The 21304-nt window shown below is 67.6% G+C and carries 18 protein-coding genes and 1 pseudogene; 5 read left to right on the forward strand and 14 right to left on the reverse strand.

Going from position 1 to position 21304, the window contains the following annotated elements; all coding sequences use genetic code 11:
* Window positions 1-168: 168 nt before the first annotated feature.
* From MMB92_RS28420 to MMB92_RS28440, 5 genes are all read right to left on the reverse strand, one after another.
* Window positions 169-1395, reverse strand: a complete 1227-nt coding sequence (locus tag MMB92_RS28420) for an alpha/beta fold hydrolase (protein ID WP_080330750.1) — start codon at window positions 1393-1395, stop codon at window positions 169-171.
* The gene (locus MMB92_RS28425) at window positions 1392-1805 is read right to left on the reverse strand and encodes a helix-turn-helix domain-containing protein (RefSeq protein WP_212150781.1); all 414 of its coding nucleotides are present in this window, start codon (window positions 1803-1805) and stop codon (window positions 1392-1394) included. The genes MMB92_RS28420 and MMB92_RS28425 overlap by 4 nt, the downstream gene beginning before the upstream one ends.
* 255 nt (window positions 1806-2060) lie before the next feature.
* On the reverse strand, window positions 2061-3365 hold the full coding sequence (locus tag MMB92_RS28430) for an MFS transporter (RefSeq protein WP_006489648.1): 1305 nt from the start codon (window positions 3363-3365) through the stop codon (window positions 2061-2063).
* Window positions 3366-3510: 145 nt separating this feature from the next.
* A complete protein-coding gene (locus MMB92_RS28435; RefSeq protein WP_048985777.1) occupies window positions 3511-4269 on the reverse strand; it encodes an SDR family oxidoreductase in 759 nt (252 codons plus the stop codon).
* Window positions 4270-4356: 87 nt separating this feature from the next.
* Window positions 4357-5796: an aldehyde dehydrogenase family protein gene (locus tag MMB92_RS28440; RefSeq protein ID WP_062911232.1), complete on the reverse strand. Its 1440-nt coding sequence runs from the start codon at window positions 5794-5796 to the stop codon at window positions 4357-4359.
* Window positions 5797-6131: 335 nt separating this feature from the next.
* On the opposite strand from MMB92_RS28440, the gene ppa reads away from it, so the two are divergent.
* On the forward strand, window positions 6132-6659 hold the full coding sequence (ppa, locus tag MMB92_RS28445; RefSeq protein ID WP_006489643.1) for an inorganic diphosphatase: 528 nt from the start codon (window positions 6132-6134) through the stop codon (window positions 6657-6659).
* A gap of 54 nt (window positions 6660-6713) precedes the next feature.
* On the opposite strand, the gene MMB92_RS28450 is transcribed toward ppa, so the two are convergent.
* The gene (locus tag MMB92_RS28450; RefSeq protein ID WP_277563104.1) at window positions 6714-7571 is read right to left on the reverse strand and encodes a GIY-YIG nuclease family protein; all 858 of its coding nucleotides are present in this window, start codon (window positions 7569-7571) and stop codon (window positions 6714-6716) included.
* 49 nt (window positions 7572-7620) lie between these two features.
* Window positions 7621-8655: an AraC family transcriptional regulator gene (locus tag MMB92_RS28455; RefSeq protein WP_062884379.1), complete on the reverse strand. Its 1035-nt coding sequence runs from the start codon at window positions 8653-8655 to the stop codon at window positions 7621-7623.
* Between the two features lie 151 nt (window positions 8656-8806).
* Here MMB92_RS28455 and MMB92_RS28465 point away from each other — a divergent pair.
* Window positions 8807-11043: pseudogene (locus MMB92_RS28465) on the forward strand (glycoside hydrolase family 3 C-terminal domain-containing protein).
* Window positions 11044-11114: 71 nt separating this feature from the next.
* Here MMB92_RS28465 and MMB92_RS28470 read toward each other — a convergent pair.
* A complete protein-coding gene (locus tag MMB92_RS28470) occupies window positions 11115-12293 on the reverse strand; it encodes a GNAT family N-acetyltransferase (RefSeq protein ID WP_006489664.1) in 1179 nt (392 codons plus the stop codon).
* Window positions 12294-12402: 109 nt separating this feature from the next.
* Between MMB92_RS28470 and MMB92_RS28475 the strand changes: the two genes are divergently transcribed.
* Both MMB92_RS28475 and MMB92_RS28480 read left to right on the forward strand, forming a co-directional pair.
* Window positions 12403-14121 (forward strand): NAD+ synthase, encoded by a 1719-nt coding sequence (locus tag MMB92_RS28475; RefSeq protein WP_006489649.1) that lies wholly within the window; start codon window positions 12403-12405, stop codon window positions 14119-14121.
* Window positions 14122-14204: 83 nt separating this feature from the next.
* Window positions 14205-14543 (forward strand): P-II family nitrogen regulator, encoded by a 339-nt coding sequence (locus MMB92_RS28480; protein ID WP_006398637.1) that lies wholly within the window; start codon window positions 14205-14207, stop codon window positions 14541-14543.
* 145 nt (window positions 14544-14688) lie between these two features.
* On the opposite strand, the gene MMB92_RS28485 is transcribed toward MMB92_RS28480, so the two are convergent.
* The gene (locus MMB92_RS28485; RefSeq protein WP_006491862.1) at window positions 14689-15765 is read right to left on the reverse strand and encodes a porin; all 1077 of its coding nucleotides are present in this window, start codon (window positions 15763-15765) and stop codon (window positions 14689-14691) included.
* Window positions 15766-16312: 547 nt separating this feature from the next.
* The gene (locus MMB92_RS28490) at window positions 16313-17239 is read right to left on the reverse strand and encodes a LysR family transcriptional regulator (protein ID WP_012492810.1); all 927 of its coding nucleotides are present in this window, start codon (window positions 17237-17239) and stop codon (window positions 16313-16315) included.
* Between the two features lie 134 nt (window positions 17240-17373).
* Between MMB92_RS28490 and MMB92_RS28495 the strand changes: the two genes are divergently transcribed.
* Window positions 17374-17871: a GNAT family N-acetyltransferase gene (locus MMB92_RS28495; RefSeq protein WP_006489651.1), complete on the forward strand. Its 498-nt coding sequence runs from the start codon at window positions 17374-17376 to the stop codon at window positions 17869-17871.
* Between the two features lie 66 nt (window positions 17872-17937).
* Here the strand turns inward: MMB92_RS28495 and MMB92_RS28500 are convergent, their stop codons facing one another.
* The 4 genes from MMB92_RS28500 to MMB92_RS28515 all read right to left on the reverse strand — a co-directional run bounded on the left by MMB92_RS28500 (window position 17938) and on the right by MMB92_RS28515 (window position 21147).
* The gene (locus tag MMB92_RS28500; RefSeq protein ID WP_006489654.1) at window positions 17938-18717 is read right to left on the reverse strand and encodes an ABC transporter ATP-binding protein; all 780 of its coding nucleotides are present in this window, start codon (window positions 18715-18717) and stop codon (window positions 17938-17940) included.
* Window positions 18718-18735: 18 nt separating this feature from the next.
* Window positions 18736-19449: an ABC transporter permease gene (locus MMB92_RS28505; protein ID WP_006489646.1), complete on the reverse strand. Its 714-nt coding sequence runs from the start codon at window positions 19447-19449 to the stop codon at window positions 18736-18738.
* Entirely contained in the window at window positions 19446-20135 is a 690-nt protein-coding gene (gene hisQ, locus MMB92_RS28510) for a histidine ABC transporter permease HisQ (RefSeq protein ID WP_034201477.1), read from the reverse strand. Before hisQ ends, MMB92_RS28505 begins: the two co-directional genes overlap by 4 nt.
* A gap of 229 nt (window positions 20136-20364) precedes the next feature.
* Entirely contained in the window at window positions 20365-21147 is a 783-nt protein-coding gene (locus tag MMB92_RS28515; RefSeq protein ID WP_012492809.1) for an ABC transporter substrate-binding protein, read from the reverse strand.
* Window positions 21148-21304 lie beyond the last annotated feature (157 nt).

A 21304-nucleotide genomic window follows, 5' to 3' on the forward strand; every position in this document is an offset into this window, starting at 1 on the left:
TAGCCGGTCCAGCAGCCCAGTGCCTGAAGTGCCTTGCGATCGAGCAATTCTTCCTCCGACATCCTCAAAATCAGGTGTCAGATTATGCAATCGCTCGAAAACCCTCCACGGTTTCCTGCGATGAACCTTTTTTTTGCCCGTAGCGAGGCGCGGGCGGCCCGCGGCGCGTTACGCGCCGAGCCTGCGCAGCAGGTCGTCCTCGCTCGGGACGAACCAGACCGATTTTCCGCGATTGCACTCGCGAACGAGCGCGCGCAGCGCTTCGCTGCGCGCGAGCCGGCGGTCGATGTCGCCGACCACGCCGAGCCGGACGCCGTAGTTGGTCAGCTTTTGCAGCACGGCGCCGGCCAGCCCGCTGTCGAGCCGGTAGAAGTCGTCGTGCAGCATGTCCGCGGCGACCGCGATCCAGTCGGCTTCATGCTCGTGCGCGAGCGCGACGAGATCGAGCGCGTCGCTTTCCCGTTGCACGAGGCCGGCGGAAGGATCGCGGACCAGCACGCGGCTGCCGGCGGCCTGAACGATTCGATGGGGCATGTCGAGCGTGTCCGTCGATGAGAGAAAAGTGCGCAGGGTGTCGCGTTGCCCGCGGATGAAGTGAGGCTGTTCGGGAAGAAACCGCACCTGCGCGTGCGGCACGAGGCGCGTCAGGCGATCCCGCGTGTCGCGGGAATCGAGCATCACGTCGCGGCCTCCGACGATCGCCAGCACGGGCATCGACAACGTGCGGAGCATGGTGTCGTCGAATACCGGAACCGGCTCGATGCGCGGCCGAAAGCCGCGATCGATGGCGCGCATCAGGGCGAGCGCGTCCCGTTCGGCCGGCGTCGATGCGGGTGGCAGGCGACCCAGCACGCGCCGCCGCACGCATGCACGCCCGGCATCGCCGAGCAGCATCAGCGGCAGCGCCCACCACAGAAACGGCTTCTGCCTGCCGATGCCGGACGGGCAGAGCAGCGCGAGCCGGGTGACGCGCGGCGGCCGCCGCAACGCGAAGTCGAGCGCCGTTCGCGCACCGAGCGAGATGCCGACGAACGCGGCGCGCGACACCTGCAGGCCGTCGAGCACGTCGTCGAGCCACTGCGCATAGGCGTCGCCTGCGAGCGGCGGCCGCGCCGGCGCGCTCGGTCCCGCTTCGCCGATCACGTCGATCGCGTAGAGCCGGAAGTGCGTCGACCAGTCGGCCGCGTGATGCTGCCAGCTTGCCGCCGTCGTCTGTGCGCCGTGGATCAGCACGACCGGCGGCGCGTGTTCGGGGCCGCAGACGATGACGTGCGTCGCGCCATGACGCGTTTGCACGGTGACGCGCCGATGCCCGGCCGGCCAGTGCGACAGCGCGGCCGCGTACGCGGCGCGAATCGCACGGGCATGGCGGGGCGACTTGAAGATTGCGCTCATGTCCCGCTTTGCTGGAGCAGCATGTCGAGCGACGACATCAGCGCGGCCGTGTCCGCCGGTGTCGCGGTCACGATGATCTTGACCACGCTCGAGGCGGGATCGAACGTGACGTCGATTCGCACGGGGTCGACGTACGATGCGCGGCCTGACGCCATTGCGTGCAGCGACCGCGACAGGTACTGGTGCAGCGACTGCGACGCATCGGGAATGTCGACGATGCTGGTGACACGCACCGCACGCGGCGCGGGCGAGGCCGGCTCCGTCCGGGCGAACGCGGCGAGGTCCGCGTCGACGATGCGGTATGCACGGCCGACCCGCGTCGCGCGCAGCTTGCCGTCGCGAATGAACCGCAGGACGGTCTTCGGATGGACGCGCAGGCGGGCGGCGGTGTCTTCGACGGTGTGGAACATGAATTGTAGGGTAGGAGATTCCTTTGACTGTCTTTATTGTTCCATATAAAAAGGACTATAAGGGAACAATTTTGTCATTAATGGGATGTCGCCGGATGGGCGAGACGTTCAGCCGATCCGGGGTGTGCCTGTCCGGAATCGAAAACGCCCCGGCGACCGGCAATGCCGGACGGCGGGGCGTATCGGGGAAAAACGGGCCGGAAATCGGCCGGCGTGTTCGATCGATCCGGGCGCGCGTTTACGCGCCGCGCGTCGTCACTTGTCGACGAGCCGTTTCGGCACCGACAGCGCCAGCAGCCCGCCGAGCACGAGGAACCCGGCCAGCATGTACATGCCCGCATCGTTGGCGCCCGTCACCTGCTTGAGCCAGCCCATCAGGTACGGACTCAGGAAGCCGGCGAGGTTGCCGATCGAGTTGATCATCGCGATGCCGGCGGCGGCCGCCGCGCCGCCGAGGAACGCGGTCGGCAGGCTCCAGAACAGCGGTAGCGTCGTCAGGATGCCGATCGTCGCGAGCGTGAGGCCGAGCATCGCGAGCGCCGTCTGGTGCGCCCAGATCACCGACAGCACGAGGCCGATCGCGCCGATCGCGGCCGGAATCGCGAGGTGCCAGCGGCGTTCGCGGTGCTTGTCCGCGCTGCGCGCGATCAGGATCATCGCGACCACCGCGGCCGCATACGGAATCGCGGACAGCAGGCCGATCATGAACGTGTCGGTCACGCCCGTCGCCTTGATGATCGTCGGCAACCAGAAGCCGACGCCGTACAGTCCCATCACGAACGAGAAATAGATCAACGCCATCAGCCACACGCGCGGGCTCGACATCACGGCGCCGAGCGGCAGGTCCTCCTTGGTGGCTTCCTCCGCGTCGACGTTGCGGGCGAGCAGCGCCTTTTCTTCGTCGGTCAGCCACGTCGCCTTCGCGATCCGCTCGTCGAGCGTGAAGAACACGAGCACGCCGGCGAGCACCGACGGGATGCCTTCGAGCAGGAACAGCCATTGCCAGCCGTGCCAGCCGCTGACGCCGTCGAACGCCTTCAGGATGAAGCCCGAGATCGGCCCGCCGATCACGCCGGACAGCGCGACGGCCGTCATGAAGAACGTCGTCATCCGGCCGCGCCGGTGCGCGGGATACCAGTAGGTGAGATAGAGGATCACGCCGGGGAAGAAGCCCGCTTCGGCGACGCCGAGCAGGAAGCGCATCACGTAGAACATCGCGGGCGTCGTGACGAACATCGTCAGGATCGAGATCACGCCCCACGTCGCCATGATGCGGGCGATCCACACGCGGGCGCCCACCCGGTGCAGGATGATGTTGCTCGGCACCTCGAACAGGAAATAGCCGAAGAAGAAGATCCCCGCGCCGAGCCCGTACACGGTATCGCTCAGGTGCAGGTCGCTCGCCATCTGCAGCTTCGCGAACCCGACGTTCACGCGATCGAGATACGCGACCACGTAGCACAGCAGCAGGAGCGGCACGAGCCGCCACGACACCTTGCGGTAGGTTGCTTCCTCGAATGCGCCGGACGAGCCCGGCAGCGACTGCGTCGATGTTGCCATGTTGTCTCCTGTCGATCCGGGTGAGCGCTTGCGCGATTGCCTGGATCGGATGCACCGCTGTCCTTGTAGTGGCCGGATCGGGCGCGGTGATGCCCGATCCGGTTTCGTGCGAAGCAATACGGGGCGATCGTGCGGCCGGGTACGACTAGATGCAGCGTCCGCCGTCGACTTCGAGGCAGACGCCGGTGATGAATTCCGCTTCGTCGGATGCCAGGTAAAGCGCGGCGTTCGCGATGTCCTGCGGCGTCGAGAAGCGGCCGAGCGGGATCGTCGCGAGGAAGCGGCGGCGATTGTCCGGGGTGTCCTCGCAGCCCATGAACTCGGTCATCAGCGCGGTTTCGCCGAGCACCGGGTTGATGCAGTTCACGCGGATGCGGTCGGCGCCGAGCTCGGCCGCGAGCGATTTGCTCGCGGTGATCATCGCACCCTTCGTGCTGTTGTACCAGACGAGGCCCGGGCGCGGCCGCACGCCGGCCGTCGACGCGACGTTCACGAACACGCCGCCGCCCTGGGCGCGGAAATACGGGACGAAGGTTTGCACACACCAGAACAGGCTTTTCATGTTGACCGCGTACACGCGGTCGAATTCGGCTTCCGTCACGTCGAGCACGGGCTTGTTGCGGTGCGTGGTACCGGCGTTGTTCACGACGATCTGCACCGCGTGGAAATCGTCGAGCGCGGCCTGCAGCAGCGTGCGCCAGTCGTCCTCTTTCGACACGTCGCCGGCCACCGCGATCGCCTTGCCGCCCGCGAGCGCGATCTCGCTCGCGACGCGCTCGGCCGCCGCGCCGTTCAGGTCGTTGACGACGACGTTCGCGCCTTCGCGCGCGTATGTCTTCGCGATGCCTTCGCCGAACCCCGAGCCGCCGCCCGTGACGATGGCCGTCTTGCCGGTCAACCGCATGGTGTGTGTCTCCTGTGCAGGTAGTGCGAGTCGTCGTGTGTCGGCGGGCGGCCGGGTGCTAGCGGCCGCCCGTCGCGTGCCGTGCGTTCAGCCGTGCCGGATCGCGATCGTCTTCAGCGCGGTGAAGCCGTACAGCGCCTCGAAGCCTTTCTCGCGGCCATGGCCCGAATGGCCGACGCCGCCGAACGGCAGCTCGACGCCGCCGCCCGCGCCATAGTTGTTGATGAACACCTGACCCGCGCGCAGGCGCCGCGCAAGACGCATCTGGCGCGCGCCGTCGCGCGTCCAGATGCCCGCGACGAGGCCGTACGGCGTGCCGTTCGCGAGCGCGACGGCTTCGTCCTCGTCGACGAAACGCATCGCCGCGAGCACCGGGCCGAACACTTCCTCCTGCGCGAGCCGGTGCGACGGCGGCACGTCGCGCAACAGCGCGGGCGCCTGATAGAAGCCGCTTTCGGGCGCATCGGCGACGACCTGCCCGTGCGCGGCCATCGGAATGCCGTCGTGCTGCGCGTCGGACAGGAAATCCCACACGCGTTGCTGCTGCTTCGCGTTGATCAGCGGGCCGCAATCGAGATCGGCGCGGCTCGGGCCGACGCGCAGCCCGTTGAACGCGGTGGCGAGACGCTCGACGAGCGGCTCGTACACCGCGCGCTCGATCAGCACGCGGCTGCCGGCCGAGCAGGTCTGCCCGCCGTTCTGCACGATCGCGGACACGAGCACGGGCAGCGCGGCGTCGAGGTCGGCATCGGCGAACACGATTTGCGGCGACTTGCCACCGAGTTCGAGCGTGACCGGCACGTGGTTCTCGGCGGCCATCTGCGTGACCAGCTTGCCGGTGGCCGGCGAACCCGTAAACGAGATGTGGTCGATGCCCGGATGGCGGGCGAGCGCGGCGCCCGCTTCATGGCCGTAGCCGGTGACGATGTTGAGCGCGCCGGCCGGCAGCCCGGCCTCGACGGCGAGTTCGGCGACGCGTAGCACGGACAGGCACGCGTCCTCGGCCGGCTTGACCACGCACGCGTTGCCGGCCGCGAGCGCCGCGCCGACGCTGCGCCCGAAGATCTGCATCGGGTAGTTCCACGGCACGATGTGGCCCGTGACGCCGTGCGGTTCGCGCACCGTCAGCACCGTGTAGCCGGCCTGGTAGGGGAGGGTTTCGCCGTGCAGCTTGTCGGCCGCGCCCGCGTAGAACTCGAAGTAGCGTGCGAGCGCGGCTGCATCGGCGCGCGCCTGCTTCAGCGGCTTGCCGGTATCGCGCGCCTCGATCGCGGCGAGTTCCTCGATCGAATCGGTCACGCGCGCCGACAGCCGCATCAGCACGCGGCCGCGCTCGGCGGCGCTCGCGGCGCCCCACGGGCCTGCGAATGCGTCGCGGGCCGCGGCGACCGCGCGCTCGATGTCGGGCGCGGTGCCGCGCGCGATCGTCGCGAACGGCTGGCCGTCGGACGGATCGACGACCGGGATGGTTTCCAGTTGCGCGGGCAACGTCCATTCGCCCGCGATGAAATGCCTCGCTTCTTCCATGTCTCCTCCTGTCGACCCGAGTTAGCGCTTCAGCGGTTACTCGGGTCCCATGCATCGCGGTCGACCCGAGTTAGCGCTTCAGCGGTTACTCGGGTCCCATGCATCGCGGTCGACCCGAGTTAGCGCTTCAGCGCTTGCTCGGGTTCCATACCTTGTGATTGACGTGCAACGCAGCCGGCCCGACGCCCGGACATCCGGAACGATTATCGCGCCGATCGTCATCCGGACGCCACCGGTCGATTGGCTATAATGGCGCATTCCTTTTGGGGGACGCCCGCGGCGGCATCGGCCGCGGCGCCCTGTCCCGAATTCCCATCGACCTACAGAGAGTGCTCATGAGCTTCAATCATGTTCCGGCCGGCAAGGACCTGCCGCAAGATTTCAACGTGATCATCGAGATTCCCGCGCAAAGCGATCCGGTGAAGTACGAGGCGGACAAGGAACTGGGCCTCCTCGTCGTCGACCGCTTCATCGGCACGGGCATGCGCTACCCGGTGAACTACGGCTACATCCCGCAGACGCTGTCGGGCGACGGCGATCCGGTCGACGTGCTGGTGATCACGCCGTTCCCGCTGCTGGCCGGCTCGATCGTGCGTTCGCGCGTGCTCGGCATGCTGCAGATGACCGACGAGTCGGGCGTCGACGCGAAGCTGGTCGCGGTGCCGCACGACAAGATCTGCCCGATGACGGCGAACCTGAAGACGATCGACGACGTGCCCGAGTACCTGAAGGACCAGATCAAGCACTTCTTCGAGCAATACAAGGCGCTCGAGAAGGGCAAGTGGGTGAAGGTCGAAGGTTGGGCCGGCATCGAAGCCGCGCACAAGGAAATCACCGACGGCGCCGCGAACTACAAGAAGTAAGCGGCGTGCCGGCCGACGGCCGGTTCGTACGGAACGCAAACCGCGCGTGTCTCCTCAGGAGGCCGCGCGGTTTTGTTTTGCGCGTGCGGTTTTCCGGCGGGCCGGCGGGGACGCAGGCAGGGGCGGGGTGACCGGTGCATTCTTCGCGCGTTTCGCGCGCGGCGGGGCAACGGACGGAGCGCTCGCAGCGGCGGCTTTCTTGGCCGCTGGACGGCGCCGGGCCGGTGCGGAAGCGGCCTCGTCGCGTACGCTCGCGGTCGGCTTGCCGGCAGTGGCCGGTACCTTCCTTTTCGACGACGCGGAAGCGGGCGAGCCGGTTTTCTTTACCGGTGAGCCACGCGACGAGGTCTTTTTTGCAGCAGCGTTGCCGTCGGGTTTTGCACGTTTCGCGTCCGGTGCGGCTTGATTTGATTGCGTCGACTTCGACTTCGACTTCGACGCTGGTGTGCCCTTTGCGGGCTTCGCCGTCGTCGCGGCCGTTGCAGACCCTGCAACTTTCCCGGCCTTCGGCTTTTTCCCGGCGACCTGTTCCGTTGCCGCAGTCTTCGCCGCATCGTCGGTGTTTTCCGTCGGCTCTTTCTTCCGCCCGCGCGCCGTGGCCTTCGTCCCGGCCGTATCTCCGCGCTCGTCGAGTGCGACCGCCGCCGGCAACACCGATTCCAGCGTACGCAAACCCGCCGCCAGCTCGCGCTTTTTCGCGGGCGTGAGCCGCTTCACCCAGTATTCGGCGCGCGACGCGCTCGACCGGTCGGGCAGTGGAAACGACGCGAGCACCGCGCGCGGCTTGCGCGAGCGCGTGTAGCGCGCGCCCTTGCCGGACGCGTGTTCGTCGAAGCGCGCGGCGACATCGGTCGTGATGCCCGTGTAGACGCTGTCGTCGGCGCATTCGATCAGATACAGAAACCAGGACATGGCGGAGCGGCGGGATGCGAAGCCGCCAGTGTCTCAGAAAAAAACGGCGTCAACGCCACCGGTCGCCGTGCCCGTCGCGAAAGCGGCTCGGCGCCGCGCCGAGTTCGCGCGTGAAGAAGCGCGTGAACGCGCTCGTCGAACGGAAGCCGACGCGCACGCCGATCTCGCCGATCGGCAACTGCGTATTGAGCAGCAGGTCGCGCGCCTCGCCGAGCCGCGCCTGCGCGACGAGCGCATGGAACCCGACGGCTTCGCGATGCAGCCGCCGGCGCAGCGTCCAGCGCGACATCGCGAAGCGCGTGCACACGTGCTGCATCAGCGTATCGGTCGGCACGTCGGCGTCGTCGGCGGTGCGCAGCCAGTCGCGCACGCATTGCTCGACCGACGAGCCGAACGTCGAGCGGGCGCGCACGCGCTCGCGCGCGGCATCGGCGGCATGGCGCTGGATGCCGGCCAGCGGTGCGTTGTAGCGCTCGAACGGCGTGTCGATGTGCGCGGAGCGCAGCACGATGCGGTTGTGCGCGGCATCGAACGAGACCGGCGCACCGAGCATGTCGCGCAGCGCGGCAACGGGCGCGAACGCGCGGCCGGCGAATTCGGCGTCGTCGATGCGCACCTGCGGGTCGTACAGGCGCGCGAGCGCCGCGAGGATCGCGAGGTTCGCGAACGCGCTGCCCGCGTGCCGGCCGTCTCCTTCGTTCACGTACTCGAGCGCGATCGCGTCGCCGTTCTCGTGCGCGAACACCCAGTCGACGTTGCCGATCAGCTCGCGATAGCGCAGGTAGCCGTGCAACGCGTCGCGCAGCGTCGCCGCGTTGCAGGTGATGCCGGCGAGCTCGGGAAACGGCACGAGCCACGGCACGACCTCCGGCGGCGGGCGATGCCACGACAGCGGCCAGCCGCTCGTCAACTGCATCGCGGCCACGTGCCGGTCGCCCGCGATGCGGCGCGTGTCGTCGGCGAGTTCGGCCGGCCCGATGCCGAGCGTCTCGTAAAGCGGTGCGGGATCGATGCCGTTCGCACGCGCGTCTTCGCACAGCCAGCGGTAGATCCGGACCGATACCGATTTCTGTTGCAACTCCATGTCTGTCTCCCTGTCGTCATGCCGTTCGGGTTTGTCCCCGCTGCGAGAGGTCAACGCATGCTCCTGCCGGTCAAGCGTGGTGACCGGTTGATTTTTAGACTCGGACGCTGGAGTGAGGCGACAAGTACAACAGAACGATTCTGGAGGATCAATGAAAACTTCGCTGTTCCGGTGTTCGACGATTGCGTCCGCGTGCGCGCTCACGGTCCTGCTCGCGTCGTGCGGTGGCGACGACATCCATGCGCCGACCGACCCCGACGCGGCAGCCGACCAGCGCTCGTCGCGCAACTGACGACCGACGAGAAACTGCAGCTCGTGCATGGCACCGGCATGCCCGCGCTCAGCCTGGGCGGCCCGTTTCCGGCCGACGCACTGAACGGCGCGAGCTACATCCCGGGCGTGCCGCGGCTCGGCATTCCGGCCGTCAGCAGCGCCGATTCGGCAGGTGGCGTGAACGTGAAGAATGCGCGCGTGACCGCGCTGCCCGCGCCCGTCGCGCTCGCGGCGACGTGGGACCCGGCGCTCGCGGGCACCTACGGCACGCGCATCGCGCTCGAACTGCGCGCGCTCGGTTTCGCGGAAGGGCTCGGCGGCGGCGTGAACCTCGCGCGCGAGCCGCGCAACGGCCGCACCTTCGAATACATGGGCGAGGACCCGGTGCTCGCGGGCACGCTGAGCGCCGCGCGCACGCAGGCCACGCAGGCGCAGAAGGTGATCGCGACGATCAAGCATTTCGCGTTCAACGACCAGGAAACCAACCGGATGACGGTCGATTCGGTCGTCGACGAGCGGACCATGCGCGAGGCCGAGCTGCTCGCATTCGAGATCGGCGTGAAGGACGGCCAGCCGGGCAACGTGATGTGCGCGTACAACAAGCTGAACGGCGTGTATGCGTGCGAGAACCCGTATTTGCTGACGACGGTGCTGAAGAACGAGTGGGGCTTCAAGGGCGTCGTGCAGTCGGACTGGGGCGCGACGCATTCGACGGTCGCGGCCGTGCAGGCCGGGCTCGACGAGGAGCAGCCGGGCGCGGCCGACGACGGCAACGCGCCGCTCGGCTCGTATTTCAATTCGAAGCTGCGCGCGGCGCTGCAGGCCGGCAGCGTGTCGGTCGCGCGGCTGAACGACATGGTGCAGCGCAAGCTGCGCACGCTGATCCGCATCGGCGTGATGGATGCGCCGCCGAAGCCGGGCGGCGCGATCGACGAGGCTGCCGGCAATGCCGACGCGCTCGCGATCGCGCGGCAAGCGGCGGTGCTGCTGAAGAACGCGGCCGCGCCGGGCGACACGCAGCCGGTGCTGCCGCTGGCCGCCGGCACGCTCAAGTCGGTCGTCGTGATCGGCGGGCATGCGGACGCGGGCGTGCTGTCGGGCGGCGGCTCGGGTGCGGTGCCGGCGATCGACGGCAACGCGGTGACGACCTGCCAGCAACCGGCCGACACGCTGTTCGGCGGGTGCGCGACCTGGTACAAGTCCGCGCCGCTCGCGGCGATCCGCGCGAAGGCGCCGAATGCATCGGTCAGCTATCTCGACGGCACCGACGCGAACGCCGCGGCCAGCGCGGCCGCGCAGGCCGATGTCGCGATCGTGTTCGCCACGCAGTGGCAGACGGAGGGGCTCGACCTCGCGAGCCTGTCGCTGCCCGATGCGAAGGCGGACCCGTCCAACCAGCAATACGACCAGAACGCGCTGATCGCCGCGGTCGCCGCGAAGGCCAAGCGCGTGATCGTCGTGCTCGAGAACGGCAGCCCGGTGCTGATGCCGTGGCTCGCGAACGTGCACGGCGTGCTGGACGCGTGGTATCCGGGCGCGCAGGGCGGCCAGGCGATCGCCGACCTGCTGTTCGGCGACGCGAACCCGTCGGGCCGGCTGCCGCTGACGTTCCCGAAGCAGGAGGCCGACCTGCCGCAGCCGACGATCGATCCGTCGAACCTGCGGAACGTCTATGCGGAAGGGCTCGCGTACGGCTATCGCTGGTTCGACGCGAAGGCGATCGAGCCGCTGTTCCCGTTCGGCTACGGGCTGTCGTACACGACGTATGCGTTGTCGGCGATGTCCGCGCAGGCCGACGCAGCGGGCAACGTGACGGTCGGCGTGACGGTGACGAACACGGGCGCGCGCGCCGGTACGCAAACGGTGCAGATCTACGCGGCGCTGCCCGCGTCGCTCGGCGAGCCGCCGAAGCGGCTCGTCGGCTGGACCAAGGTCGCGCTGCAGCCGGGCGAGGCGCGCACGGTCAGCATCGCGGTGCCGGCGCAGCGCTTCGCGGTGTGGGATGCGAGCGCGCACGCATGGCGGATCGGCGCGGGCACGTATGGGCTGTCGGCGGCCGCGTCGTCGCGTGACCCGCAGGCGCTGTCGCAGACGGTGACGCTCGCCGCGCACTGAACCGGCGACGATCGTGCCGTATGCGGCGAGGCCATGCGTGGCTTCGCCGCATGCCGGCGCGCCGGATCGCGCTAGCCGGTGCTGCGCCGGAACGGATCGTGTTCGCGCAGTTCGTCGACGTATGCGTGGATATGCGCGGTCTCGCGTTCGAGAAAGCGCGCGACCGCGTCGGAAAACGCCGGATGCGCGAGCCAGTGCGCGGAATGCGTGACGGTCGGCAGGAAACCGCGCGCAAGCTTGTGCTCGCCCTGCGCGCCGCCCTCGAACGTGTCGAGCCCGGCCTCGATGCAGAATTCGAGCAACTGGTAATAGGCCGTTTCGAAATGCAGGCAGGGCACGTGCTCGATCGCGCCCCAGTAGCGTCCGTACAGCGTGCCGCCGCCGTGTTCGCCGCGCCGGTACACGGCAAGCGCGCTCGCGATCGGCTGGCCGTCGGCTTCCGCGATCACGAGCAGCAGGTTCTCGGGCATCGTCGCGCCGATCGTGCGGAAGAAGTCGAGGTTCAGGTACGGGCTCGAATAGTGCTCGCGGTAGGTCTGCCGGTAGCAGCGCGAGAAGAAGCGCCAGTCGGCATCGGTGATGCGGTCGCCGGTGAGCCGCCGGAAGGTCACGCCCGCGTCGTGCACCTTGCGCCGCTCCGCGCGGATGTTCTTGCGCTTCTTCTGCTCGAGCGTGCCGAGGAAATCATCGAAGTGCCGGTAGCCGTCGTTGAGCCAGTGGAATTGCACGCCCTCGCGCAGCATCATCCCCATCGATTCGAGCAGCCGCGCTTCGTCGCCGGTCGGGAACAGCACGTGCAACGACGACACGTCGCTCTGCTCGGCGAACGCGAGCAGCGTGGCCGCGAGCCGGCGGCGCGCGTCGTCGTCGGCCGCGAGCAGCCGCGTGCCCTGCACCGGCGTGAACGGCACCGCGCACAGCAGCTTCGGGTAATAGGGCAGGTCGTTGCGCTGGTACGCGTCGGCCCACGCCCAGTCGAACACGTATTCGCCGTACGAATGCTGTTTCGCGTAGACGGGCGCGGCGGCCGCGAGGCGGCCGGTGCCCGCGTCGGTCAGCGTGACGAAGTGCGGCGACCAGCCGGTGTCGTCCACCGCGCAGCGCGCGACGTGCAGCGCGTCGAGGAATTCGTGGCGCAGGAACGGCGTGGGCTGCGCGTCGCGCGCGAGCAGCGCGTTCCATTCGTCGGCCGGCACCTCGGCGGGGGACGACAGGATGCCCGTGCGATAATCGATGCGTTCGTGTTTCAAGCGTGAATCCGTACCGTTGGATGTTGCCGGATGCGGGCCGCCGTGGCCCGCGCCCGGATCGATTTCGTCAGCCGTTCAAGGCGCGCCGCCGGGTTGCGCCGCTCCCGCCATGAAGACCCGACTCGCTCTCGCCCAGATCAACGTCACCGTCGGCGATTTCGCCGGCAACGTCGCGCGGATCGTCGCGGCCGCACGCGCCGCGCACAACGATGGTGCGCAACTGATGGTCGCCCCCGAACTCGCGCTGTCCGGCTATCCGCCCGAAGACCTGCTGCTGCGGCCCGCGTTCTACGCGGCCGCCGCCGCCGCGCTCGACGCGCTCGCCGACGCGCTGAAGGCGTTCGACGGGCTCGCGGTGCTGGTCGGCCATCCGTTGCGCGGTGCGGGCAGCGGTGCGGGCAGCGGTCCGGGCGCGTCAGCCGTCGATGGTAATGCAAACCGCCCGATCGAGCGCGGCGTGCCGCCCACCGACACCTTCAACGCGGTGTCGCTGATCGTCGGCGGCGAGATCGTCGGCACCTACCGCAAGCAGGACCTGCCGAACGCCGAGGTGTTCGACGAGAAGCGCTACTTCGCGACCGACACCGAGCCGCTCGTGTTCGAGCTGAACGGCGTGAAATACGGCGTGATCATCTGCGAGGACGCGTGGCATGCGTCGGCCGCGCAGATCGCGAAGGCGGCCGGCGCGCAGGTGCTGCTGATCCCGAACGGCTCGCCGTATCACCTGAACAAGGAGGCGGTGCGCATCGACATCCTGCGCGCGCGGATTCGCGAGACCGGCTTGCCGATGGTGTACGTGAACCTCGTCGGCGGCCAGGACGAGCTCGTGTTCGACGGCGGGTCGTTCGTGCTCGACGGCGCGGGCGCGCTCGTCGCGAAGATGCCGCAGTTCGACGAAGGGCACGCGATCGTCGAATTCGACGGCGCGCGGCCGCTGCCCGGCGCGATCGCGCCCGAGCTGTCGACGGACGCGCAGGTGTATCGCGCGCTGGTGACCGGCGTGCGCGACTACATCGGCAAGAACGGTTTTCCCGGCGTGCTGATCGGGCTGTCGGGCGGCGTCGATTCGGCGCTGGTGCTGGCCGTCGCGTGCGATGCGCTCGGGCCCGAGCGCGTGCGCGCGGTGATGATGCCGTCGCGCTTCACGGCCGACATCTCGACGACGGACGCGGCGGAGATGGCGCGGCGCGTCGGCGTGCGCTACGACGAGATCGCGATCGCGCCGATGTTCGATGCGTTCCGCGCCGCGCTCGCCGGCGAATTCGCGGGCCGCGCGGAAGACGCGACGGAGGAGAACATCCAGGCGCGCATCCGCGGCACGCTGCTGATGGCGCTGTCGAACAAGTTCGGCTCGATCGTGCTGACGACCGGCAACAAGAGCGAGATGGCGGTCGGCTACTGCACGCTGTACGGCGACATGGCCGGCGGTTTCGCGGTGATCAAGGACATCGCGAAGACGCTCGTGTACCGGCTGTGCCGCTATCGCAACGCAACGGCCGACTACGGGCTGCGCGACGTGATTCCCGAGCGGATCCTGACGCGCGCGCCGTCGGCCGAGCTGCGCGAGAACCAGACCGACCAAGACAGCCTGCCGCCGTACGACGTGCTCGACGCGATCATGCGGATGTACATGGAAGAAGACCGGCCGCTCGCCGAGATCGTCGCGGCCGGTTACGCGCAGGCCGACGTCGAGCGTGTGACGCGGCTCATCAAGATCAACGAATACAAGCGCCGCCAGGCGCCGATCGGCATCCGCGTCACGCATCGCGCATTCGGGCGCGACTGGCGCTACCCGATCACGTCACGCTTCACCGAACGGCTCGATTGAGCGGTGCTGGGCCGGATGCGGCCCGCCGGCTTACAATCGGGATCGCGATTTTTCATCCAAACGAGCATTGAGGGACAACCATCATGAAACGCATCACCGCCATCATCAAGCCGTTCAAGCTGGACGAAGTCCGCGAAGCGCTCGCCGAAGTGGGTCTCACGGGCCTGACCGTGACGGAAGTGAAGGGCTTCGGCCGCCAGAAGGGCCATACCGAGCTGTATCGCGGCGCCGAATACGTCGTCGACTTCCTGCCGAAGATGAAGATCGAGGTGGTCGTCGCGGAAGCGCAGGTCGATCAGGTGATCGACGCGGTGATCGGTGCGGCGCGCACCGGCAAGATCGGCGACGGCAAGATCTTCGTGTCGGACGTCGAGCGCGTGATCCGCATTCGCACCGGCGAAGAGAACGAAGCGGCCGTCTGAGCGCCGCATTCGTCGATCGGCGCGGCAGGCCCGAGCCGGCCCGCCAAGAAAAAACGGTGCGGATACCCGTCTGGGTACCGCACCGATACGCGCCTCTCGCAGCAGCGTGGAAAGTGTTGTCGAATCGTTCTTTGACGGCGCCTGATCAGAACAGGTGCTGGATGCCGGCGTAGACGCCGGTCTGGCTGCCGCCCGGATGCGGGTTGCCGGTCGACACGGCCGTACCGGCGCCGTTCGCGTTCAGGCCGAAGTTGGCCGTCGAGCTGTTGCGCACCGTCGCGACCTGGACGTCGAACAGCGTGCGCTTCGAGATGTTGTACGAGCCGCCGACCGTGTAGATGTTCGCGTTGCCGCCGCCATGGTTCGCGTTCACGTGATACACGGCTGCGATCAGCGCCGCCGCCGGCGTGGCCTGCCACGTCACGCCGCCCCAGACCTGTTGCGTACCCGTCACGCCGGCGTTCACTGCGGGGCCGCCGCTGCCGTCGGCGCGCGATGCCTGGTAGGCCGCCTGGACCTTGAACTGGCCGAGGAACACGTTCACGCCCGCGAAGTATTCACGCGAGTAGTTGAACACGTCCGAGAAGCGGCCGTTGCTGTCGCGCGTTTCGTCATAGATACCGCGCAACTGGAACAGCGAATTCGTGTAGGTGACCTGACCGCCCATTGCACGGCCCGGTTGGCCGGCCGTCGTGTTGCCGTTGAAGCTGGTCGAGTTCGAGAACGAGAACTGGCCGTAGAAGTCGAGGCCGTACAGCGACGGCGACTGGTACGACACGTTGTTGCTGGTCTTGTTCCAGTTGCGGCCGCGTACCAGCGAGGCCGTCGACCAGGCCGACTGGCCGAACGGGTCGAAGTCCCACACGCCGTTGGCGATCGCGAGCTCGCGACCCAACAGCAGCGTACCGTAGCGGTCGTTCGAGATACCGACGGTCGCGAAACGATCCCAGATCGAGCCGCTGAAGCCGCCGTTCATCGTGTTGAACGCACCTTCGAGGTGGAACAGGATCTTGTTGCCGCCGCCGATGTCTTCGCTGCCCTTCAAGCCCCACAGGCTCGTGCCCCAGTCGCCGCTTTCCGCGCGCACTTGGTGGCCGTTTTGCAGGCCGTTCAGGTACTCAAGGCCTGCGTCCAGGCGGCCATACAGCGTGACGCTGCTCTGTGCGTGCGCCGTCACCACCCCAGCAGCCATCAGCGCGGCCGCGACCAAAGCTTTCTTCATCGTCTCCTCCATACCCTGTCAAAAAGTCAACCCAGAACTGCACGAGATGCCCGGCGCGGCACGCACCGGGCAAAAGCGGGATAACCAGGGAGACCTCGTGCAGGGCCGGTAAGCGCGGCACGCGGGCAAGCGGACGGAAAACCCGTTGAGCGGTCCCGCGCAGCCGGGTCGGCCTGCGGGTCTCCTTGTAGTGTCGTGAAGCTAAACTACATTTCACGAACTTCGTTTTGCTACTTTGGTTACTAATTTAGCAAAAATACAATTTTGTGGCGATGGAAATCGTTGTTTGACTAACCGCTGTCGCCAAATTGCCATGCAACACGGTGCGCGACAGCGGACCCAAGGGTTCCCGATTACCGGAAAACCCTTGTGCCACAAGGGAGACATGGATTCCGCGGGCGTGGGTCAAGGATTGCCACTATTGACGTTCCCAAGGCGCCGGCGTAAGCGCGAAAGTCGCGAAATTGGTAAGTATTTCGTAATGATTCGGGCGATTGCCGTCAGCGCCGATCGACGCTGGCGATGCCCGTCCCGCCACGCGCCGCGCTTAGTCGGGGCTCGGCCGCGCGTCGAGCAGCTGCGCGCGAATCCAGCGGTGCGCATCGGTGCGCGCATGCTTCGCGTGCGAGTAGATTTTCACCGTGTAGCGCGGGATCTCGAATGGTGCGGGGAAGATGCGGATCGGCGCTGCATGCCGCAGCGCCTGCGCGGCGCGGTTCGGCACGGTCATCAGGAGTGCCGACTCCGCGATCACGAACGGCGCGGCCAGCACGGTCGGCAACTGCACGGCCACGTGCCGTGCGAGGCCGAGCCGGTCGAGCACGTAGTCGACCACGCCGCGCGACTCGTTCCACGGCGTGACGACGACGTGGCGGGCCGCCAGATACTGGTCGAGCGTCAGCCGCCGGCGGATCTCCGGATGCGCGGCGCTCGCGATCACGACGTAGTCGTCGGAAAACCAGTCGAAATCCTCGATGCCGGGCGCGTCGGCGGCCGTTTCCTCGTGGTAGCCGAGCGCGAAGTCGATCCGGCCGGCCGCGAGCGCGTCGACGGAAATCTTGCGGTCCGAATGCACGACGCGGATCCGCAGGCGCGGCGCGACGTGCTGGATGCGGGCCAGGAACGCCGGCAGTACCGCGAACGCGGTGTAGTCGGTCGCGGCGAACACGAACGTCCGGTCGCTTTGCGCGGGATCGAAGCGGCGTGCGCGGGCGAGCCCCTTCGACATCGCGTCGAGCGCGTCGCCGGCCCACGTGGCGATGTCGTCGGCGCGCACGGTCGGCTGCATCTCGTTGCCGAGGCGCACGAACAGCGCATCGCCGATCGCGTCGCGCAGCCGTGCGAGCGCGTGGCTCAACGCCGACGGGCTCAACGCGAGCTCGTGCGCGGCCGCCGCGACCGACCGGTGGCGATACAGCGCGTCGAATACGAGCAGCAGGTTCAGGTCGAGGCGGCGCAGATCGGGATGCATCATGTTCAGGTCTGAATGAAGAAACTGCACTTCCTGCAGGCAGGACGTGAACGTAGCATGCTGGTTCGAACGGCGCCAGCGCGGGGGCGCGGCGCCGCTTTCCCGTTTCATATCCGGGCCGGAGGAGGGCTCAACCCGTGCAAATCGATATCCGTTCCGCCACCGTCGCCGACGTGCCGCTGATCCTGCGCTTCATCACCGAACTGGCCGTCTACGAGAAGGCCGAGCACGAAGTCGTCGCGACGCCCGCATCGCTCGAACGCAGCCTGTTCGGCGAAGGCTCGCCGGCGCGTGCGCTGATGTGCGAGGTCGATGGCGAGCCGGCCGGCTTCGCCGTGTATTTCTTCTCGTATTCGACGTGGCTCGCGCGGCAGGGGCTGTATCTGGAGGATCTGTACGTGTCGCCGCGTTTTCGCGGCGCCGGCGCGGGGCTGCGGCTGCTGAAGGCGCTCGCGCGGATCGCGGTCGAGTCGGGCTGCGGGCGTTTCGAATGGAGCGTGCTCGACTGGAACGAGCCGGCGATCCGCTTCTACGAGCGCGTCGGCGCGGCGCCGCAGAGCGAATGGGTGCGTTACCGGCTGGCGGGCGACGCACTGCGCGCGTTTGCCGACGGCACGCCGGTGAGCGCCGCGTAAACGCGAAACGGGCGCCGCGCGGCGAACCGCGAGGCGCCCGTTCGGGCGTCGTGCGTGACGGACGCGTTACTTGAGGCTGCCCGACAGGAACCCGCGCAGGCGCTCGCTCTTCGGATTGGCGAACACCTCGGCCGGCACGCCTTCTTCCTCGACGCGGCCCTGGTGCAGGAACATCACGTGGTTCGACACGTTGCGCGCGAAGCCCATCTCGTGCGTGACGACGATCATCGTGCGGCCTTCCTCGGCCAGCTTCTGCATCACCTTCAGCACTTCGCCGACGAGCTCCGGATCGAGCGCGGACGTCGGTTCGTCGAACAGCATCACGTCCGGATGCATCGCGAGCGCCCGCGCGATCGCCACGCGCTGCTGCTGGCCGCCCGACAGATGCGACGGATACTGCTTCTCGACGCGCGGCGCGAGGCCGACCTTCTCGAGATACTCGCGCGCACGGTCTTCCGCTTCCTTCTTCGGAATGCCGAGCACGTTCACCGGGGCTTCCATCACGTTCTCGATCACGTTCATGTGCGACCAGAGATTGAAGTGCTGGAACACCATCGACAGCTTGGTGCGCACGCGCTGCAGTTGCTTCGAGTCGGCCGCGCGCAGCGCGCCCGTCTTGTCGAGCGCGGTGCGTACTTCCTCGCCGTCGACGAAGATGCGGCCCGCGTTCGGTTGCTCGAGGAAGTTGATACAGCGCAGCATCGTGCTCTTGCCGGAGCCGGACGAGCCGATCACGCTGATCACGTCGCCCGAGTTCGCCTTCAGCGACACGCCTTTGAGCACCTCGTTGTCGCCGTACCGCTTGTGGAGATCGTCGACGAAAAGCTTCTGGGTCTGGGAATTCATCAATAGTCCTGCGAAAACTTACTTGCCTTGCGGGCGCAGATACGCGAGCCAGCGGCGCTCGGCCTGGCGGAACAGCCACACGAGCGTGAACGAGATCACGAGGTAGAGCAGGGCGGCGATGCCGAACGCGTGGAACGACATGTAGGTCGCCGAGTTCACGTCGCGCGCGATCTTCAGGATGTCCGGCACGGTCGCGGTGAAGGCCACCGTCGTCGCGTGCAGCATCAGGATCACTTCGTTGCTGTAGAGCGGCAGCGCGCGGCGCAGCGCCGACGGCAGGATCACGCGGCGATACATCGTGAACGTGGACATTCCGTATGCGCGCGCGGCTTCGATCTCGCCGTACGACGTCGCCTTGATGGCGCCCGCGAAGATTTCGGTGGTGTACGCGCAGGTGTTCAGCGTGAATGCGAGCAGCGTGCAGTGCATCCCGTCGCGGAAGAACGCGTCGAGCATCGGCGTGCCGCGCACGGCCTGCAGGCTGTAGAGGCCTGTGTAGCAGAGCAGCAATTGCACGTAGAGCGGCGTGCCGCGGAACACGTACGTGTACAGCCACACCGCGCCCGACAGCCACTTCCGCTTCGACACGCGCGCGACGGCGAGCGGCACCGACAGGCAGAAGCCGAGGCCGATCGACACGACCAGCAGCCACAGCGTGATCGCGACACCGGTGATGCGATAACCGTCGGTGTAGAGATAGTTGCGCCAGTATTCTTGGATGAGTTCGATCATAGGTCAGCCTTGCGGACACCGGTCGAGTAGCGCTTTTCGAGCCACATCAGCACGAAGTTCGAGATCGTCGTGATGGCGAGGTAGACCGCTCCCGCGATCAGCGTGAAGAAGAAGAACCGCAGCGTGCCCTTGCCGGCGTCCTGCGACGCCTTCACGACGTCCGCCAGGCCGATGATCGACACGAGTGCGGTCGACTTCACGAGCACCTGCCAGTTGTTGCCGATGCCCGGCAGCGCGAAGCGCATCATCTGCGGGAACATGATCCGCGTGAACACCTGCCAGTTCGTCATCCCGTACGCGCTGCCGGCCTCGAGCTGGCCGCGCGGCACGGACAGGAATGCGCCGCGGAACGTCTCGGTGAAGTACGCGCCGTAGATGAAGCCGAGCACGAGCACGCCGGCGAGGAACGGGTCGATGTCGATCTGGTCCCAACCGAGTGCATCGGTCGCCATGTTCAGCCAGATCTGCAGGCTGTAGAACAGCAGCAGCATCAGCACCAGATCGGGGACGCCCCGGATCAGCGTCGTGTAGATGGTGCCGACGCCGTTCGTCACGCGGTTGCGCGACAGCTTCGCGCCGGCGCCGAGCAGCCCCAGCAGGAACGACAGCGCAAGCGAAAGCACCGCCAGCTTGACGGTTTGCCAGGTGCCAGCGAGGATCAGCGGGCCGTAACCTTGTAGAAACATATGTGGTCCCTGGTGTGGTCCCTGAGGGCGCACGCAGTGCGCCGCGAAAGACGCGCCCGCCAAGCTGCGCGGAACGCCCCGTACGTATCATGACCGTCCGCCCCGGCAACGGTGCCGGGCCTGCCCGTCGCGCGAGCGGCGGGCAAGGGGGCGGGCGGCGCGTGGTTGACTGCCTGTACTGCGCGGCCGCGGGGCCGCCCCCGCATCCGCTGCTTCTCGTTGTCGGCGTTCAGCGGGCCGGCGCCGAATAGACGCTGAACGAGAAGTACTTGTGCGACAGCCGGTCGTACGTGCCGTCCTTGTGCATGTCGGCCAGCGCCCGGTTGATCTTGAGCTTCAGATCGGTATCTTCCTTGCGCAGGCCGATCGCGGTGCCGTCGCCGATCGTCTTCGGATCCTTCACTTCCGGGCCGGCGAACGCGAAACCCTTGCCGCGCGGCGTGCGCAGGAAGCCGTAGTCGGCCTGCAACTCGTCCTGCAGCGTCGCGTCGAGGCGGCCCGAGCCGAGATCGGCATAGACCTGGTCCTGGTTCTGGTAAGGAATGATCGTCACGCCCTGCGGTTCCCAGTACGCTTTCGCGAAGGTCTCCTGCGTCGAGCCCTGCTCGACGCCGACGCGCTTGCCTTTCAGCGACGCGACCGTCGGCAGCAGCGGCGAGCCGGTCTTCGCGATCATCCGCGCGGGCGCGTCGTACACCTTGTCGGAGAAGTCGATCTGTTCGCGGCGCTTGTCCGTGACGGTCAGCGACGACACGATGACGTCGTACTTCTTCGCCTTCAGCGCCGGAATGATCCCGTCGAGATCCTGCGCCACCCACACGCATTTCACGTTGATCCGCTTGCAGATTTCCTTGGTGAGATCCACGTCGAAACCGACGATCTCGCCGCTCGGTGCCGTCGACTCGAACGGCGGGTAGCTGGCATCGACGCCGATCCGCACGGTCTTCCACTCCTTCGCGAAGGCGCTGCCCGCCACGAGGGCGAGGGCGGCGCACAGGGCGGCCTTCTTCATTTCCATCCTTCTGTTGCTGACTTTCCGGGGGCGCTCGCGGCCGGTCGGACCGGGCGCCGCGGCGTATTCTAGACGGCCAAAAATCGCCGATCGGCGCTCTGGCGCTGGCGGCCGCCGGAACGGCGAACGCCAAAAGGGCGGTATTTTACCCGAACGC

This window comes from Burkholderia sp. IO2, from assembly GCF_029522185.1.
In the GTDB taxonomy this organism is placed as follows: domain Bacteria; phylum Pseudomonadota; class Gammaproteobacteria; order Burkholderiales; family Burkholderiaceae; genus Burkholderia; species Burkholderia cenocepacia.